12 protein-coding genes are annotated in these 17,426 nt (G+C 37.1%); 5 read left to right on the forward strand and 7 right to left on the reverse strand.

The window, feature by feature from the left end:
* The first annotated feature begins 125 nt into the window (after positions 1–125).
* Positions 126–2,591 carry a glutaminase family protein gene (locus tag CPT03_RS08510; protein WP_099438454.1) on the forward strand — a complete coding sequence of 822 codons (2,466 nt, stop codon included), beginning with the start codon at positions 126–128 and terminating at the stop codon, positions 2,589–2,591.
* A gap of 51 nt (positions 2,592–2,642) precedes the next feature.
* Here the strand turns inward: CPT03_RS08510 and CPT03_RS08515 are convergent, their stop codons facing one another.
* Both CPT03_RS08515 and katG read right to left on the reverse strand, forming a co-directional pair.
* Positions 2,643–3,578, reverse strand: coding sequence for an SRPBCC family protein (locus CPT03_RS08515; protein ID WP_099438455.1), 936 nt, complete (start codon positions 3,576–3,578; stop codon positions 2,643–2,645).
* Positions 3,579–3,808: 230 nt separating this feature from the next.
* A complete protein-coding gene (gene katG, locus CPT03_RS08520) occupies positions 3,809–6,085 on the reverse strand; it encodes a catalase/peroxidase HPI (protein ID WP_099438456.1) in 2,277 nt (758 codons plus the stop codon).
* A gap of 218 nt (positions 6,086–6,303) precedes the next feature.
* On the opposite strand from katG, the gene CPT03_RS08525 reads away from it, so the two are divergent.
* From CPT03_RS08525 to CPT03_RS08540, 4 genes are all read left to right on the forward strand, one after another.
* The gene (locus tag CPT03_RS08525) at positions 6,304–6,948 is read left to right on the forward strand and encodes an FkbM family methyltransferase (RefSeq protein WP_099438457.1); all 645 of its coding nucleotides are present in this window, start codon (positions 6,304–6,306) and stop codon (positions 6,946–6,948) included.
* 268 nt (positions 6,949–7,216) lie between these two features.
* Positions 7,217–8,377: a FecR family protein gene (locus CPT03_RS08530; protein WP_099438458.1), complete on the forward strand. Its 1,161-nt coding sequence runs from the start codon at positions 7,217–7,219 to the stop codon at positions 8,375–8,377.
* On the forward strand, positions 8,377–11,808 hold the full coding sequence (locus CPT03_RS08535) for a SusC/RagA family TonB-linked outer membrane protein (RefSeq protein WP_099438459.1): 3,432 nt from the start codon (positions 8,377–8,379) through the stop codon (positions 11,806–11,808). Before CPT03_RS08530 ends, CPT03_RS08535 begins: the two co-directional genes overlap by 1 nt.
* Positions 11,809–11,813: 5 nt before the next feature.
* The gene (locus CPT03_RS08540; RefSeq protein WP_099438460.1) at positions 11,814–13,187 is read left to right on the forward strand and encodes a RagB/SusD family nutrient uptake outer membrane protein; all 1,374 of its coding nucleotides are present in this window, start codon (positions 11,814–11,816) and stop codon (positions 13,185–13,187) included.
* Positions 13,188–13,231: 44 nt separating this feature from the next.
* On the opposite strand, the gene CPT03_RS08545 is transcribed toward CPT03_RS08540, so the two are convergent.
* The 5 genes from CPT03_RS08545 to CPT03_RS08570 form a co-directional block, all read right to left on the reverse strand.
* Positions 13,232–13,540: a hypothetical protein gene (locus CPT03_RS08545; protein WP_099438461.1), complete on the reverse strand. Its 309-nt coding sequence runs from the start codon at positions 13,538–13,540 to the stop codon at positions 13,232–13,234.
* 79 nt (positions 13,541–13,619) lie between these two features.
* Positions 13,620–14,051 (reverse strand): MauE/DoxX family redox-associated membrane protein, encoded by a 432-nt coding sequence (locus CPT03_RS08550; protein ID WP_099438462.1) that lies wholly within the window; start codon positions 14,049–14,051, stop codon positions 13,620–13,622.
* A gap of 106 nt (positions 14,052–14,157) precedes the next feature.
* Complete coding sequence (locus tag CPT03_RS08555; RefSeq protein WP_099438463.1) at positions 14,158–15,075, reverse strand: AraC family transcriptional regulator; 918 nt, start codon at positions 15,073–15,075, stop codon at positions 14,158–14,160.
* 224 nt (positions 15,076–15,299) lie between these two features.
* Positions 15,300–16,013, reverse strand: coding sequence for a DUF4198 domain-containing protein (locus CPT03_RS08565; RefSeq protein WP_099438465.1), 714 nt, complete (start codon positions 16,011–16,013; stop codon positions 15,300–15,302).
* A gap of 31 nt (positions 16,014–16,044) precedes the next feature.
* Complete coding sequence (locus CPT03_RS08570; protein ID WP_099438466.1) at positions 16,045–17,373, reverse strand: PepSY-associated TM helix domain-containing protein; 1,329 nt, start codon at positions 17,371–17,373, stop codon at positions 16,045–16,047.
* Between the last annotated feature and the right edge of the window lie 53 nt (positions 17,374–17,426).

The following is a 17,426-nucleotide window of genomic DNA, read 5'->3' on the forward strand; positions in this document are numbered from 1 at the left end:
GTTTATAAAAATTGAGACGCAAACGCGAAAATTTGATACAGAAACACGGCCTCAACAAACCTCAATCATTTAATTTTACGATCTAATTAACCAAAATAATCTCAAGAATCAACTATATACACAAAATGAACAAATCTAACAAATTAAAGGCCCTGGGCTTGCTGGCTTGCTTTTTTGCAATAGGGCAAACCCAGGCTCAGGATAGGAAAGCACCATCCTATCCGTTAATTACACACAATCCCAATTTCAGTATCTGGTCAAATACCGACCAACTCAATGCATCTACAACCACCCATTGGACTGGTGCAGATCATTCGCTTTTAGGCCTGATCAATGTAGATGGTAATATCTATCGTTTCCTGGGTAAGGAAGAAGCGAATTATAAAACAATACTTGGTACTTCTGAGGAAACTCCTTATGCTGTAAAGTATACCGAGACAGCGCCAGATGGTGATTGGAAAACCGCTAATTATGCTGCCAGTAACTGGAAATCGGGCTCGGCTCCTATTGGTGATGATGCCAAGCAGGTAAAAACGTTATGGAAATCTAACGACATCTGGGTAAGAAGGACATTTAATATTGCCAACCCTGCCAGCATTAATGAGCTGTTGTTAAAAATGAACCACGATGATAACATTGAAGTGTACTTAAACGGCAAAAAGGTATATCAAAAAGAAGGTTGGACAAATACGTTCCAGTATTTCCCTCTTGATAAAAAAGATTTAAAAGCTGGTCAAAATATAATTGCCATCCACCTTGCTAACTCAGCCGGAGGCAGATATCTGGACTTTGGTTTAGCAGATAAACTGAAAGACAATGCGGCAAGGATTCAGGTTGCGAAACAGAAAAATGTAGACGTAACGGCTACGCAAACTATCTACGATTTTACTTGCGGCAAGGTAGATCTTAAAGTTACGTTTACATCGCCGCTGCTTATGAATGATTTGGGATTGCTGGCCCGACCAGTTTCTTATATTACTTACAATGTTCAGGCTAATGACAAGAAAACCCATGCGGTGAAGGTTTTTCTAAGTGCTTCATCGAGCATTGCAGTGTATAAGCCTTCGCAGGAAGTAACTGCAAAAAAATATTCAACTGCCAAATTATCTATCCTGAAAGCAGGTACTGTAGAACAACCAATTCTACAAAAGGGAGCAGACGATATGCGAATAGATTGGGGATATTTTTACGTTGCGGCTCCAAAATCAAGCAATGCTGTTCAGTTTATTACGAACGGAAATGCTGCCGCTGATGCATTCAGAAACGGATCTTCAGCTTCTACAGCCTCTCGTGGTAAGTCGCTTGCATTAAACACTGTTGTTCCTTTTGGAACTGTAGGCCAAAAAACAGTTGAGCGTTTTATTGAACTGGGTTACGATGAAATTTATTCTATTCAGTATTTCAAAAGAGACCTGAGACCTTGGTGGAACACTTCGGGCAAGGAAACTATTGAAGGTCAGCTAACTGATGCAGCTAATCAGTACAAAGAGGTTATGCAAAAATGTGAGACTTTTAATAAAGCGGTATATGCAGATGCACTTAAATCTGGTGGTAAGGAATATGCACATTTATGTATACTTGGTTATCGTCAGAGTATTGCGGCTCACACTTTGGTAAAAAGTCCTGAAAATGAAATCTTATGGTTATCTAAAGAAAACAATAGCGGTGGATTTATCAATACCGTGGATGTAACTTACCCTTCTGCCCCACTTTACTTAATCTATAATCCGTCATTACTGCAAGGCATGTTGAATGGTATTTTTTATTTCAGCGAAAGCGGTAAATATCCGCATCCTTGGGCTGCTCATGATTTGGGTACATATCCATTAGCTAATGGCCAGACTTATGGCGAGCCAATGCCGGTTGAAGAATCGGGCAATATGATTATCCTTACGGCAGCTATTGCCAAAGCTCAGGGTAATGCAAATTACGCAAAAAAACATTGGAAAACCCTGACCATCTGGGCAGACTACCTGACTAAAGAAGGATTGGATCCAAAAACGCAATTATGTACCGACGATTTTGCAGGCCACCTGGCCAGAAATGCAAACTTATCAGTAAAAGCAATTGTAGGTATTGCATGCTATGCGCAAATGGCTGAGACATTGGGCTACACCGAGATCGCCACCAAATACAGAGCTATCGCTGAAAGTATGGTACCTAAGTGGATTGAAATGGCTGATGCCGGTGACCATTATGCTTTGACTTTTGACAACAAGAATACCTGGAGCCAGAAATATAACCTGGTTTGGGATAAGGTATTAGGTTTGAACTTATTTCCGCAAAAGGTTTATGATACAGAAATTAAATATTACCTGACAAAACAGAATAAGTTTGGCTTACCTCTGGATAGTAGAAAAGCTTATACTAAGAATGACTGGATATTGTGGACAGCGACTTTTGCCCCTACTCAGAAAGAGTTTGAAGCGTTGGTAAAACCGGTTTACAGACACTCAATTGAAACGGAATCTCGTGTTCCTTTAAACGATTTTTATGACTCTAATACGGGTATAAGAGATAACTTTAAAGCAAGAAGCGTTGTTGGTGGATTTTATATGAGACTTTTTGCAGATAAGCTGAAAGGAAAATAAATCACTTTTTATTGAAAATTAGGGTGTATCATGATGATACACCCTAATTTTTTATTTATTAAAATCCGGATATGGCAATCCTTTACCTGTTTCACAAAGCAATTTTAAACTTCTCAGAAATAGCGCCCAGTCAAAACTACAGGCTGCAAATTCAGGGGTACATTCTGCCCATCCATCGTGATGAAAGAGTAGAGAAGATCCTTTTCTATTTGGCTCCAGTTCAAAAGTAATTGTAGTTCCCACCCATTCCTCGTGGGCTTTAAGGCAAAGCCATTTTATACTTCCGTAGGGTTTAAGTTCAGTTACCTCTATTTCTTTAAAGTAAGTTGGACCAAATGCGAACCTCGAAACACTACCTACCTCCGGTTTCGCAATTGTTTCAGGTGTCCACCAACCTGCCAAACCTTTCTGGGTGGTTAAGGCTCCATAAACTGTTTCAACCGGTGCATCAATTTGTAGTTTGTGATAAATGCTTTTTGAGTTCATTTGTTTTGTTGAACTCTCTTTTTCTGCCAATTCTGTATTACCATCTGTTTCAGCCACCTCTTTAGGTGTTGCTCCACCTTTACCTGTTAAAATAAGGTCTTTTAAACTCCCTTGTATATAATGTGTCCATGCATCATGGCAAACATTAAAGCATTCATAATCAGGTACTAAACCCTGATGTGTAAATTTCAATTGTGTTTTACCGTCCTTTTCAGAAATTTCAAAGATCACATTGGTGTCCTTCCATTCGGTTTCGTCTTTTGTGAATTTGAAATAATTGTCTAGCACATGCCAAACCACTTTTTTATTGGAAACATATTCTATAATCTTCATTTTGGCGCGATGTACATCCTGGTAGTGATATAAAAATTCACTATTTAATTTATTTGTATCGCCATCAATATTTTCAGACCACCAGCCACGCACGTTATTAATTGCATTAAAAACATCCTGTGCGGCTGCATCGACCAAAATCGTTGTTGTGAAATCTTCATTTTTCATAGGTATAGTTATTTTAAATTAGAAAATGTAGTTCTGCATCCTTTAGCAGATGCTTTCTAATCCAAAATTACTGACAAATAAAGGTCGATCAGAGGTGTAGAATAGACTTTTATAGGGGCTGATTTAGACAAAATATGATAACAATTTAAGTACATAAAAAAGGCACCGCCCACAATTATATTACAATTGGGAACGGTGCCTGTGAAAATGATTTATAAAAAATGACCTGATTAAGCCAAATCAAATCTATCTAAGTTCATTACTTTAGTCCACGCTGCTACAAAGTCTTTTACAAATTTACTTTGGGCATCAGTACTTCCATACACTTCAGCAATGGCCCTCAGTTCTGAGTTAGACCCAAACACTAGATCTGCGCGAGAGCCAGTCCATTTTATTTCTCCAGTGGCACGATCGCTTCCTTCGTACAATTCTCTGTCTTGTGACACAGCCTTCCATGAAATACCCATATCAAGCAGGTTTATAAAGAAATCGTTGGTCAGCTGTCCGGGGCGTGAAGTAAACACACCATATTGTGAACCATCAAAATTTGTATTTAGTGCGCGCATTCCACCTACTAATACTGTTAACTCAGGCGCAGAAAGTGTTAATAAATTAGCCTTATCTATCAATAATTCCTCAGTAGATACAGGGAATTTTGATTTGCGATAATTGCGGAAACCATCAGCAACTGGTTCCAGATACCCTACTGATTCAACATCAGTTTGCTCCTGAGAAGCATCTGCACGACCAGATGCAAAAGGAACTGTAACAGTATGTCCTGCATCCTTTGCTGCCTTTTCAATACCTGCCCCACCGGCAAGTACTATCAAATCTGCTAAGGAAACTTTTTTACCACCAGACTGTGCACTATTAAAATCCTTTTGAATACTTTCTAAAGCATCTAAAACCTTTTGCAGCTGCCCGGGATTATTTACCTGCCAGTATTTCTGTGGGGCCAAACGAATACGGGCACCATTAGCACCACCACGCTTATCTGAACCACGGAAGGTGGAGGCTGAAGCCCATGCTGTAGAAACCAGCTCTGAAACGGTTAATCCAGATGCTAATACTTTTGCTTTTAGCGCAGCAATATCATTTTCGTCTATAAGTTTATGATCGACTGCAGGAATTGGATCTTGCCAAATCAATTCTTCTGAAGGTACATCTGCGCCAAGGTACCTTGCCCGCGGTCCCATATCACGGTGTGTTAATTTAAACCATGCACGGGCAAAAGCATCAGCAAATTCGTCTGGGTTTTCCAGAAAGCGTCTGGATATTTTTTCGTAAGCCGGATCAAACCTTAAGGATAGGTCTGTTGTGAGCATACTAGGTGCATGTTTTTTTGAACTATCAAAAGCATCCGGAATAATGGCTTCTGCATCTTTAGCTACCCATTGATGTGCGCCAGCCGGACTTTTAGTAAGTTGCCATTCAAAACCAAACAGATTTTCAAAGAAATTATTGCTCCATTGAGTTGGGGTTTTTGTCCAGATTACTTCAAGTCCGCTAGTTATAGCATCAGCACCCTTACCCGAGCCATAACTGTTTTTCCAGCCAAGGCCTTGCATATCCATATCTACAGCTTCAGGTTCTTTACCTACATTGGTTGCTGGTGCAGCACCATGAGTTTTACCAAAACTATGGCCTCCAGCAATCAGAGCAACTGTTTCTTCGTCATTCATTGCCATACGGCCAAAAGTATCACGAATGTCTTTAGCGGCCGCAATAGGATCCGGATTACCATCAGGACCTTCAGGATTCACATAGATAAGTCCCATTTGTACAGCAGCCAATGGTTTCTCTAGATTACGTGAGTGGATCTTACCATCAGCATTATCATCAGACGACACTACTCCATGATTCTCTTCCACACCTTCAGATCCTTGGGCATATCGCAAATCACCACCAAGCCAGGTACTTTCAGAGCCCCAATACACATCCTCATCTGGTTCCCATACATCCGGACGCCCGCCGGCAAAACCAAACGTTTTAAAGCCCATTGACTCAAGTGCTATGTTTCCGGTAAGAATCATTAAATCGGCCCACGAGATTTTACTGCCGTATTTCTGTTTAATTGGCCAAAGCAATCTGCGGGCCTTATCTAAACTCACATTATCCGGCCAGCTATTAAGGGGAGCAAAACGTTGCTGCCCTGCACCTGCCCCACCGCGGCCATCGCCTACACGATAGGTACCGGCACTATGCCATGCCATACGAATAAACAAACCACCATAATGCCCAAAATCTGCCGGCCACCAGTCTTGTGAATCCGTCATTAATGCATGAAGGTCTTTTTTTACCGCTTCCAGATCAAGGCTTTTAAAAGCTTCTGCGTAGTCGAAATCTTTGCCCATTGGATTTGACAGTGAAGAGTGCTGACGCAAAATACTTAGCTTTAACTGATTTGGCCACCAGTCTCGATTTCTGGTACCACCACCACCTACATTGTGTTTCATGCTGCCATTATGAAATGGGCATTTACTGATATCGTTTGATTCTGTTTCCATCTTTATTAATTTATGGTATTGAACTTATTTACAGGTCTTATTCTGATTATTATAAATTTAGGACATTAGGATAAATAATCACAATCATTTAATTCTATATTTCGATAGCTAAAATCTATTATTGGCATTAGTAAAAGCTTCTGCTTAGAGAATTCAGTAATAAAGGGTAATCGTGGCCGTTACAGTTTATGTAAAAACTATAATCTATCCCACCCCCTATGAAAAACAAAATATCGCCCCTAACCCTATTCCAGCCCAACAAGCTAAGGGTTTTACTATCCTTAGGTCTTAAAGGTTACCTGGCTGATAAAGGATGGTTTGATGCCTATAAAACAAAATCGGCTATTGATGAAGCCGGAAAACCTATTGCCTGGGTCACGTATTCTTTTATTGATTTTATTAAAGAAAGGCTTAATAAATTGCAATCCGTATTTGAGTTTGGTTCAGGTAATTCAACTTTCTTTTATGCCGGTCTGGCAGGAGAAGTTTACTCTGTTGAGCATGACAAAATTTGGTTCAAGAAAAATAAGGCATCAATGCTCCGGAATGTCCATCTTATTTTTTGCAATCTTATTCCTAACGGAGACTATTGCAGGAGTGCAGAGCATACTAAAAAGAAATTTGATGTTATTATTATTGATGGAAGAGATAGGGTAAATTGCTGTAAACATGCAATCAATGCTTTAACTAAAAAAGGTGTTGTAGTATTAGATGATTCGGAAAGAAGTCAGTATGCAGAAGGTGTATCCTTTTTAATGCAAAATGGTTTTAAACACATTCCGTTTTCAGGAATTGCACCCGGAGTAATTATATCTAAATGCACCTCTGTGTTTTATAGACCAAACAATTGTCTTAATATATAATCAATCAGCTAAGTGTATATGCAAAGTAAGAATTTCGCATATCTTAAATATTAAATCGTAAAATAACATTTTTTATTACTCTTTAGATACTGTAATTTAAGTTGACAATTTATTTGAATTTTTATTTGTTTCTTTAACCATTTAATAAGAACTATTGATATTAAACATTACTTTGTTTAGTATTAAACTACAGACTTATTAAAGAAGGATAAACAAATTAAAACGATATATTATTAAACTAGATTCGAAACAATTGGTTTTTGAGGCAATGGCTATTCTGCGTGAAAGCAATGCAGATACCTTGCCCGTGTATGAAGGCAATAGTTTTATTGCCAACATTTCTTATGAGGATCTTATAGATTTTTTAAATCAACTGGATAATGGTAAAAACATATATTTCCATAAGTTAAATTTTGACCTGGGAACGGTTCTAATAAAAACCAGAGATAAGAAACTTAAGCCTAAAAAGATATCAACCATACTTGTACGTGTGGCTGTAATAGCTTTTACAATTTTAGGGTTTGCCTGGTTCTCTTTTAATAACAATAAGATTGAGTGGCCAGCTGCTTTCAGGAATGAAACCAAGGTTGTAAATTCAAAGAGTATTGTTCCAGGTTCTAACAAGGCAACATTAACGCTTGCTAATGGTGAAACTATAAGCTTAAGTGGATCACAAACCGGAATTGTGATTAATGGAAGTAATATAACTTATTCTGATGGCACTCGCATTGAGGCAGGAAACGAACACAATTCTTCGACTTCGCAGTTTAATGACCTGAAGTTAAGTACCCCCTCCGGAGGTCAATACCAAGCTACATTGGCAGATGGCACTAAAGTTTGGTTAAATGCAAAATCAAGTTTAAAATTCAACTTAAGTTTTGCCAATTCAGCTCAGCGTAAAGTGGAATTAAATGGAGAGGCCTATTTTGAAGTAACAAAAAATGCTAGGCAACCTTTCATTGTAATAGCCAGCAAACAGCAGACAGAGGTATTAGGTACTCATTTTAATATTAGTAGTTATGCTGATGAAAGAGGTATAAAAACTACATTATCAGAGGGTAGTATTAAAGTTAGTTCATTAGCGGTTCAACCCAACCAGCATGATAATGGGGTAATCCTTAAACCCGGCCAACAATCTACTTTTATTGTTGATAAGCCAATAGAGATTGACCAAATTGATGCTGATGATGCTATTGCCTGGAAAGATGGAAAATTCGCATTCAGAAAAGAGCCTTTAGAAAGTATTATGCGTAAACTGGCCAGATGGTATGATGTTGAAATTGTATACCAAGATCCTGAGATAAGCAAACAGATTTTAGGGGGTTCCTTTACCAGATCCGAAGAGATATCCAGTGTATTAACAACGCTTGAGCTTACGGGAGATGTGCACTTCAAAATACAAGGCAAAAAGGTTGTAGTGGCAAAATAATGAAAGTAAATTCGCTGCTAGCATGCTCAATATTGCTCTTACTTAGTTCGTCGGCAATAGGTCAGAAATTAAATCTTGTCCAAAAAAGGATTAAGCTTGTTCAGGTTTTCAAAGAAATAACACGGCAAACTGATTATCAGGTAATCTGGAATGAACAGAAACTAAATGCTGATAAAAGGATTGACGCTGATTTTGTTACTACCCCGTTGCCCGAGGTTATGAATCGTATTTTATCTGGTCTGCCTCTTACCTATGTCATCTCAAAAAAAATGATCGTTATAAAAGCATCCTCTACTATTGACATAAATGGTACGGTAACAAATGAGGAAGGTGAATTATTGCAGGGTGCAACTATCAAAGTAAAAGGGCAAGACAAATCCGCTATTACAGATTTAAAGGGTAAATATCTATTAAAGCAAATAGATACCGGAGCCGTGCTGATCATTTCTTATATAGGTTATCAAAACAAAGAATCCTGGGCATTAAATACAGGAAATGTAACTCTATCCTTAAAAACTGATGATTTAAAGGAAATAGAAATAGTAAGTACAGGTTATCAAAAAATAGCAAGGGAAAGGGCAACAGGAAGTTTTGCACTGGTAGATAGTGCGCAATATACCCGTAGGGTAAGTAAAGATGTATTTTCCAGGCTAGAAGGCATTACAAGTGGTTTATTATTTAATAAAAACACATTAATTTCAAATCAAGGAGCTTTAGATTTATCGGTTCGTGGCCGAAGTACCATTTTTGCAAACGACCAGCCCCTTATTATTCTGGATAATTTCCCATTTAACGGAGAATTGAATTCTATAAACCCAAATGATATTGCTTCAATTTCAGTATTAAAAGATGCAGCAGCTGCATCTATTTGGGGAGTAAGAGCGGGAAATGGAGTTATAGTAATTACTACCAAAAGAGGCAGGAATAAACAGCCATTAAGGGCCTTTGTAAATTCTAATCTTACCATTTCTGGCAAGCCAGATCTTACCTATAATCCAAACTACTTGTCTTCGTCTGACTATATAGATATAGAAACATACCTGTTCAATAATGGAAAATACGACGAAATATTAAATGATCCTCAAAGCAACTTAATAGTTTCTCCTGTAATACAAATCCTGAACAAACAGCGAATGGGGCAATCTTCAGATGAGACAAATAAACAGCTAAATATTTTAAGAGCTAAAGATGTACGTAATGATGAACTAAAATATTTTTACAGAAAGCCGGTTAGCCAGCAATATGCTGCATCATTAAGCGGAGGAACCAATCAGTCAAACCATTATTTTTCAGCAGGTTACGATAAAACCAATACTACAATTGTAGGAAATAACAATAACAGGATTACTATAAATAGTCAAAATAGCATTCGGCCGGTTAAAAATCTTGAACTCGAAGTTGGGTTGTATTATATAAAATCAAGTTCAAAAATAGATAGCACAATAGCCAATTTAACATCACTTATTACTCCTTATTATCAGTTCAAAGATGAAAATGGTCAAAATGCAATACTTGAACGAGACTTTAATTCCCATTTTAAGAATGAGGCAATTAACAAAGGTTTTTTAGATTGGCAATATGTACCTTTAAATGAATTAGGGAAATCTCAAGATAGGATAAACAACAATGATTTTCGATTAAATGGAGGGCTAACTTATAACATAATTCCTGAACTAAGTGCCACTATTAAATATCAGTATCAGCTCATTGATAGTAAGAGATCGATTTATGAAAATATTGACACTTACCATGTCAGGAGCCTAATTAATCAATATTCCATTTTAACTTCCGGCACAGTTAGTGGCTATAATATTCCTCTTGGAGGTATTCTTAATACTACGGTTGGAAAATTCACTTCTAATAGCTTGCGTACTCAGTTAAATTATAAGAAAAATTGGCATAGAAATGCTATTTCTGCTATTATTGGCTATGAAATTTCAGAATCTTTAGCCGGTTTAAACCGAACAACTAAATATGGATATGATCAGAATTCAGGCAAATCTGTTGCGGTAGATACAACGAGCTCTTTTGAGCTAAACCCAAAGGGGTTAGGCCAAATAGGAACCCATTATAGGTTTTTTAGGAAAACAGACAGAATGCGTTCCTCTTATTTGAATGCTACCTACTCTTATGATGGCAGATATACCATATCCGGGAGTGCCAGGGTTGATGGTTCTAATTATTTTGGAGTAAAAACGAATCAAAAATATGTTCCATTATGGTCTGCAGGGGTATTATGGAATATTGACGGGGAAAGCTTTTATGCGTTAAACTGGCTACCTATCTTAAAACTTAGAGCATCATATGGTTATAATGGTAATTTAAACAAATCATATACAGGAATTACCACCTTTATATATAGCCCAGACGGAGCTGCCTTGACCAACCTCCCTTATGGAGTAATTGTAAATATTGGCAACCCTGAGCTAAAATGGGAAAAGGTTGCAATTGCCAATGTAGGATTAGAATTTGGATTTAAAAAACCTGCACTTAGAGGAAAGGTAGAATATTACATTAAAAATGGTTCTGATATACTAGGGGATAAAGCTTTCCCATCCAATACCGGCATTACAGTTTTAAGAGGAAACTATTCCAAAATGAAGGCTAAAGGATTTGATATTTCTTTAATTTCGGAAAACTTAAATGGAAAACTGAGATGGACAACCTCATTTATGCTCTCTGCAGTACACGATTGGGTTTCGGATTATGATGTTACTGAACCTTCCAGTGTTCGCTATGTTGGAGATTACAGTTATTCACCTGCTCTAAATAAACCTGTATATGGAATTTATAGTTACAAATGGGCAGGATTAGATCCAATAAATGGAGATCCAAGAGGTTATGTAAACGGACAGGTTAGTAAGGATTATTTTACTATCCTTAAAAAGGATGCTGCTGATTTGGAATACAATGGCCCGGCACGACCTACCATTTTTGGAGGCTTAAGTAATACTTTTACCCTTAAAAAATTCACATTATCTTTTAATCTTAGTTATAAATTAGGCTATTATTTCAGAAAACCTTCTGTAAATTATTATGACATGTATAATGTTAATATTAATTATTATATGAATAGTGATTTTGAAAATCGCTGGAAAAAAAGTGGTGATGAAGCCATTACCAATGTACCTTCACAAGGAATATTTGGTGAGGATAATTCTCGTGACAGATTCTACAATGGTTCTTCTGCAACAGTAGCCCGTGGAGATCATATTCGATTGCAGGATGTAAATTTCAGTTATGATTTTAATATTATTAACTGGAAAGGAATTCCTATTAAGCAATTACAACTATATTTTTATGCAAATAATTTGGGAGTTATCTGGAAGGCAAATGACTTTGGCTTAGATCCTGACCTGGTACTATCGGGTAATAATTTTTCCTACCCGATAACAAAAAGTTTTGCTTTTGGATTTAAAGCCAGTTTTTAATTGAGATGAAAACAAAGAAAATAATTCTGCCTATTACTATAATTTTGATAGCTTCTTTAGCTTCGTGTAAAAAAGGGTGGTTGGAAGCGAATCCCGATGATTCATTAATTGTTCCAAATACCCTTCAAGATTATCAGGCCCTACTTGACAATACCGGTCAGACTTTTAATAATTCCCAAACCGGTGGTTTAGCTGAAATTGCTTCTGGCGATTTCTATATTCTCTATACTTCCTGGCAATCGCTCTTTAACACTCAGGAAAAAGCAGCTTACATCTGGGAGGAAACACCTAAGTTTTATAATAACGAACCGAGTTTCGATTGGGTAAATTCTTATAGAAGAATATTAAACTCTAATGTTATTCTAAATGGCATTAGAAAGATAAGGGTTCCTTCTACAAAACAAAATGAATGGAACAATATAACAGGGAGTGCGTTGTTTTTTCGCTCATTTGATTTTTTTAATCTTGCTCAGGAATATTGTAAAAGCTATGAACAAAATACTGCAAGATCAGAATTAGGTTTACCCTTAAGACTGGATTACAATGTGAATATACAACTGCAACGCGCTACGCTTCAGCAAACTTATGACCAGATTATTGTTGATTTAAAATCAGCTGCACCTCTGTTGGGCACCAAGCCTTTGTTTAAAACCAGACCATCTAAACAGGCGGTTTTTGCTTTGTTGGCCAGAACTTATCTGGCTATGGAAAATTACAGCCAGGCAAAACTTTATACTGACTCGGCTCTTCAAATCCAATCCGAACTTATGGACTATTCAGCTTTGAACCCGGATGTCTCCTACCCGATCCAAAGATTTAATCCGGAAGTAATATTCCATAGCACTTTTAGTTACGGGATTTTTAATGCTTCCAGATTAATTGTTGAACCAGCATTGCTTGATTCATATTCCCAGGGAGATTATCGCCGTAAGGTTTTCTTTAAAGACAATCCTAATGGCAGAACAACCTACAAAGGTAGCTATGCCAATGACAAGAACTTATTTGGCGGTTTAGCTACGGATGAGCTTTACCTAATCCGTGCAGAATGCAATGCCAGAATTGGCAATATTACTACTGCACTGGCAGATTTGAACCATCTTTTAAAAACCAGATGGAACTTTAGCTACAAGGAACTTAATGCAGACAATGCTGAACAGGTTCTAACTTTTATATTAAAAGAGAGAAGAAAAGAATTAATATTCCGTGGACTTAGATGGCAAGATCTCAGACGATTAAATAAGGATAACAGGTTTGCTACCACCTTGACAAGAACATTAAACAATCAGATATACACACTTCCTCCAAACGATAAAAAATATGTTTTTCCAATAGACGAAATGGAATTGAAGCTAAGTGGAATTCAGCAAAATGATAGATGATAAAATAGTTAACAGGGGTAGGTAGCACCCCCATAACTTATTTACTATTCGAAACGACCTGTAGTTACAGACCCAGCGACAAATGATATGCCAGTAGTTGGCAATAGTGTTCCGTCACCAGTTGGGGGTGCATTGGTTCCAATATCCCATTGTGCTGAACACACCTCACCGCCAACTTCACACCTATCGCCGGAATAATAAATATATCCTCTGGGATCAGTAGGAAGAGGATATGTTGTGCCTACCTTATAATATGTAATAATCGGACCACTTTTAATTGTAGTAAATGCACTGAAACCAAATGCAATACCGGCAACCAATACACCCAGTGCCGCTTTTTTAATGTTATTCATTTTTAAAATTTTAATTGAAATGAAGCTGTATTTATTTTAACAGGTTACAGCAATTACCTGTTTCACGCGCGTAAAATCTTTATTTTTTATAAATGTAAATTCCTGTAAAAGCCAGTAACACAAAGCCTAGATTAAACCAGATATGCTGTTGCCAGGTCATTGTACTGATCACTCCCCCACAATGGCAGGGTAATTTATTACCTGAATAAACCATATACAAAAGATACACTGTAAATAGAATCATAAGTCCAAATGAAGCATATAAACCCAATTTTCTAAGTGGAGCCAGGATCAGCAAAATCCCTATAACCATTTCAGTTATTGGAATTCCCCATGCAACCAATTTGCTGTATCCTCCAATTAATGGAGATTTAGCCAATGTTGACGAGAATGACTTGATGCCAAATAATTTGCTCGCTGCAGTATACATAAATAAGGCAAGAATTAAATAAGCAATCACATCAGCCATGATAATTCGCATTTTGGGCGATAAATAAAATTTCGTTTCCATTGTATGATAAATAATAGCAGTTTTAATGATCCAAAAATGAGGTTCCTATATTTTAAAAAAAATATAAAAAACTGCCAAAATAACCAAGAGATTGCATGGCCGAAATTCACACATTAACCAAAAATTTAGGTGATACGCCAAAGCATTTTTTAAAAGCACTGCTAAAATAATGCGGATCTCTGTAACCAACCAGTTCAGCTATTTCATGAATGGGCTTGTTAGTAGTAAGAAGATAGTTTACCCCATAATACATCCTGATTTTAATGATCTGTGCATGTAGCGGTATGCCAAATGCCATTTTTGCTAAGCGCGTAAAATTCCGTTCGGACATCATAAACCTTGCTGCAAGGTCTGATAGGTTATCTACCAGTTCAGTGGCAAAATTCTTTTTCACAAATTCAGCAATTGCATCAGCTTTTTTCTGATAATAAATATGTGTATTGTTTCCGGCAATAAGTCGCTTATAATATTTGTTAATACAACCATTTATAAAAGCATAGATTTCATCATCCAAGTCATTGGTTTTATCATCCATCTTGATAAGCAAATTAAAAATGCTCTCGGATATACCGACGCATGGCAGATTGACATATCTGCTATCTGACTGATTGTAATAGTTTATGAGAGGTTTTATTGTGGTCAGCTTTTTAGCCTTATACATCAACCAATTAGGTTTGAAAGTAATTACTAAAATCTTATGTACTCCACAAGGCACAATTTCATAGTACTCACCAGCGGGACGATAGCATAAGAAGCATGCATTTTTATGTTGCACAACGTACATAATAAAAGAATCTTCTTTTATTAAAAACTGAATATTAGCATCCTGTTTTAGCGAATACTCAAACAACTCAATATGCGCTAAATAGTGACTTATAGATTGAAGGAGAACTTCTCCTTCCTTTATCCTGAATTTTCGGGATTGCCCTTTATGTAGTGCGGTTGTACAGAAATTAGGGAGCGCATTAAAATTAAGAGTTTCCGATTCTGCAACTGCAGATTGGGACTTTAGGATTGATTGCATTGTTTACAGCTTTAATAAGCAGTAAAGTTGTATTATTTCGCAAACTCTATGTTAATACCTGCTGCCTGTTTAAAAGGTGGGTCTGCATCAGGAGTGCTTCTCTGATTTTGTTTTTAAATAAAAAATATACCCCTAAAAATGATATTTTGAACAAACAAAAACAGCCTGTTAATGTAAAAACTTTGATTTTACATTAACAGGCTGAAAAAAAATATAAATAGATTTTAATTAATCTCGAAGCTGTAAGTTGCACCTTTCCAGGTTGCTTTGTAGTCCTTGCCATGGTGCTGACCAGGATTCTTATCCACATCACTCACTTCAACTACGTACCGACCTTTCCATAGCGGCGTAAATTCTGCTACGCCATTATCATCAGTGGTTAGTTCTTTTGCCCAACCATTAGGAGAAAATACTGATATCGTCTTTCCTTTTGCTGCAGCATCATTAAGAAAAGCCTTCAATTGTAGTGATTTATTAGGTTTTGCGAGCAAAACACCATCAACATGCAATTTTAATACATTTGAATTTTGAGTTGCTGCTACTGATGCTTTTCCTACAATAACATCCGCACTAGATAAGAAATGATACTTAGTGGTTCCACCAAGTTCCCTTGCTTCATGACTTACCAACACAGTATACGCACCATTCTGATCAGGAGTAAAAACAGCCTCAAAATGATTTGTTCCGGGGTTTAGTGTCAATTGGGTTTTCTTTTGATCTGGCCCTATCACCCATAACGAAAATTCCTTAACATCAGAATACCATTTGCTCACACTATCACGCTCATTGGCTACGTACTCGCCGTAAAATACCTTTACAGATTGTTTCTGTCCTACTTTACCAGATGCGGCTGTTTCTATCCACAGGGCATGAGCAAAAATACTAGTCGTTACAAAGCTGAATACTAAAGTCAGCGCTAAAAAAGTTAATTTTTTCATTATTTTTAATATTAAGATTTAAGGGAATATTTTATTGAGGCAAAGCAGAATTGGCTGCCAATACCGGCTCTTGGTCTTTACTAATTACCTTTAACCTGGGCTTCATCACTGGTTTATCCGTAAACTTTGAGGCATCTGTTGACCCGGCATCAGTTTTCCCCTTTTTCTTTTTGAACTTGCGGCCGTACCAGATCAGGAACCCTGTAATTGGTAAACTTGCACCAATTAAAGAAGAAAGAAATGCCAGCACTTTACCCGGAAAGCCTAAAATACTACCCACGTGAATATCATAATTCATTTTACGAAGTTTTCCCCCAAATGACGATGATGCATACGAGGTTGCATAAACATCTTCCCGTTTCAGTTCTTTTAAAGTATGCTGATCAAAGGTATATCCCTGACTATTGTAAAATTGACCTTTATTTGGATATACAGTAATGCCTATTGTTGCCTTAGCCTTTGATGTATCTGGAAAATTATAATAAAAACCCTCCGATTTAGGATGCTTGGCAAGAACTTTATTCCATGCAATATCCATTGCCTGCTGAGGGGTATAATGCTTGTTTACCTGTAAAGAATCCGATTCCAACCTCTTAAATTCCTTTAACTTATCACCACCAGACGTAACCCAATACAAACCATTACTATACCATTGAATTCCATATACCATCCCGGTAAGCGCAATAGCCAAAAGGAACAACAGGGAATAAAACCCAAGTACATTATGCAGGTCAAGGTTTACCCTTTTAAACGATGCACCCCATTTTATTTTAAAACTCTTGTCGCGGGTAGATTTGTTCCATTTCTTTGGATACCACCAAATCAATCCGGTGATGAGCAATACAACAAACACCATTGTACCATAGTTTACAATTGGTCGGCCAATTTCGTATGGCATCCATAGAAAACGGTGACCATTAAGGATAAATCGAAAAAAATCTGTTTCTCCTTTTTTATGAACCTTTTTGCTAATTACCTCACCTGTATATGGATTTATTTTAAGAGAAGTGCCTCCACCTCTTCTACCTTCTTCTTTAGGCGACTTTAGATTTAAATTAATTGCCCTTCCCTGTTGATAGGTAGCATAAGCAGGCACCTTATCAGGATACAGATTTGCTGCAATTGCACTAAGTTGCGAAGGCGTAATTACTGGCCTGTCTTGCTTTTCAACTTTAGTTTCAGGTTCAAGCAGTCCGGTAATCTCTTCATTAAATACCCAGATACATGCTGTAACACAAACAATTAAAACAATAATTCCCGAAACAAGGCCAAGCCATAAATGCAGCCATTTATTAATCCTGTTAAAAAGAGAATCCTTGTTCTTCTTTTTGGGGGTTGAGGTTCTATTTCCGGTTATCATTGTTTTAATTGCAAGGTCTTTAATTGTGTTTATTGGTATTAAGAAAAACTCTA

Source organism: Pedobacter ginsengisoli, assembly GCF_002736205.1.
GTDB classification, from domain to species: Bacteria; Bacteroidota; Bacteroidia; order Sphingobacteriales; family Sphingobacteriaceae; genus Pedobacter; species Pedobacter ginsengisoli_A.

Bases quoted from the DNA above. Each gene is read 5' to 3' on its own strand.
- CPT03_RS08510 (WP_099438454.1), top strand. From the start codon at position 126: ATGAACAAATCTAACAAATTAAAGGCCCTGGGCTTGCTGGCTTGCTTT.
- CPT03_RS08515 (WP_099438455.1), bottom strand. From the start codon at position 3,578: ATGAAAAATGAAGATTTCACAACAACGATTTTGGTCGATGCAGCCGCA.
- katG (WP_099438456.1), bottom strand. From the start codon at position 6,085: ATGGAAACAGAATCAAACGATATCAGTAAATGCCCATTTCATAATGGC.
- CPT03_RS08525 (WP_099438457.1), top strand. From the start codon at position 6,304: ATGAAAAACAAAATATCGCCCCTAACCCTATTCCAGCCCAACAAGCTA.
- CPT03_RS08530 (WP_099438458.1), top strand. From the start codon at position 7,217: ATGGCTATTCTGCGTGAAAGCAATGCAGATACCTTGCCCGTGTATGAA.
- CPT03_RS08535 (WP_099438459.1), top strand. From the start codon at position 8,377: ATGAAAGTAAATTCGCTGCTAGCATGCTCAATATTGCTCTTACTTAGT.
- CPT03_RS08540 (WP_099438460.1), top strand. From the start codon at position 11,814: ATGAAAACAAAGAAAATAATTCTGCCTATTACTATAATTTTGATAGCT.
- CPT03_RS08545 (WP_099438461.1), bottom strand. From the start codon at position 13,540: ATGAATAACATTAAAAAAGCGGCACTGGGTGTATTGGTTGCCGGTATT.
- CPT03_RS08550 (WP_099438462.1), bottom strand. From the start codon at position 14,051: ATGGAAACGAAATTTTATTTATCGCCCAAAATGCGAATTATCATGGCT.
- CPT03_RS08555 (WP_099438463.1), bottom strand. From the start codon at position 15,075: ATGCAATCAATCCTAAAGTCCCAATCTGCAGTTGCAGAATCGGAAACT.
- CPT03_RS08565 (WP_099438465.1), bottom strand. From the start codon at position 16,013: ATGAAAAAATTAACTTTTTTAGCGCTGACTTTAGTATTCAGCTTTGTA.
- CPT03_RS08570 (WP_099438466.1), bottom strand. From the start codon at position 17,373: ATGATAACCGGAAATAGAACCTCAACCCCCAAAAAGAAGAACAAGGAT.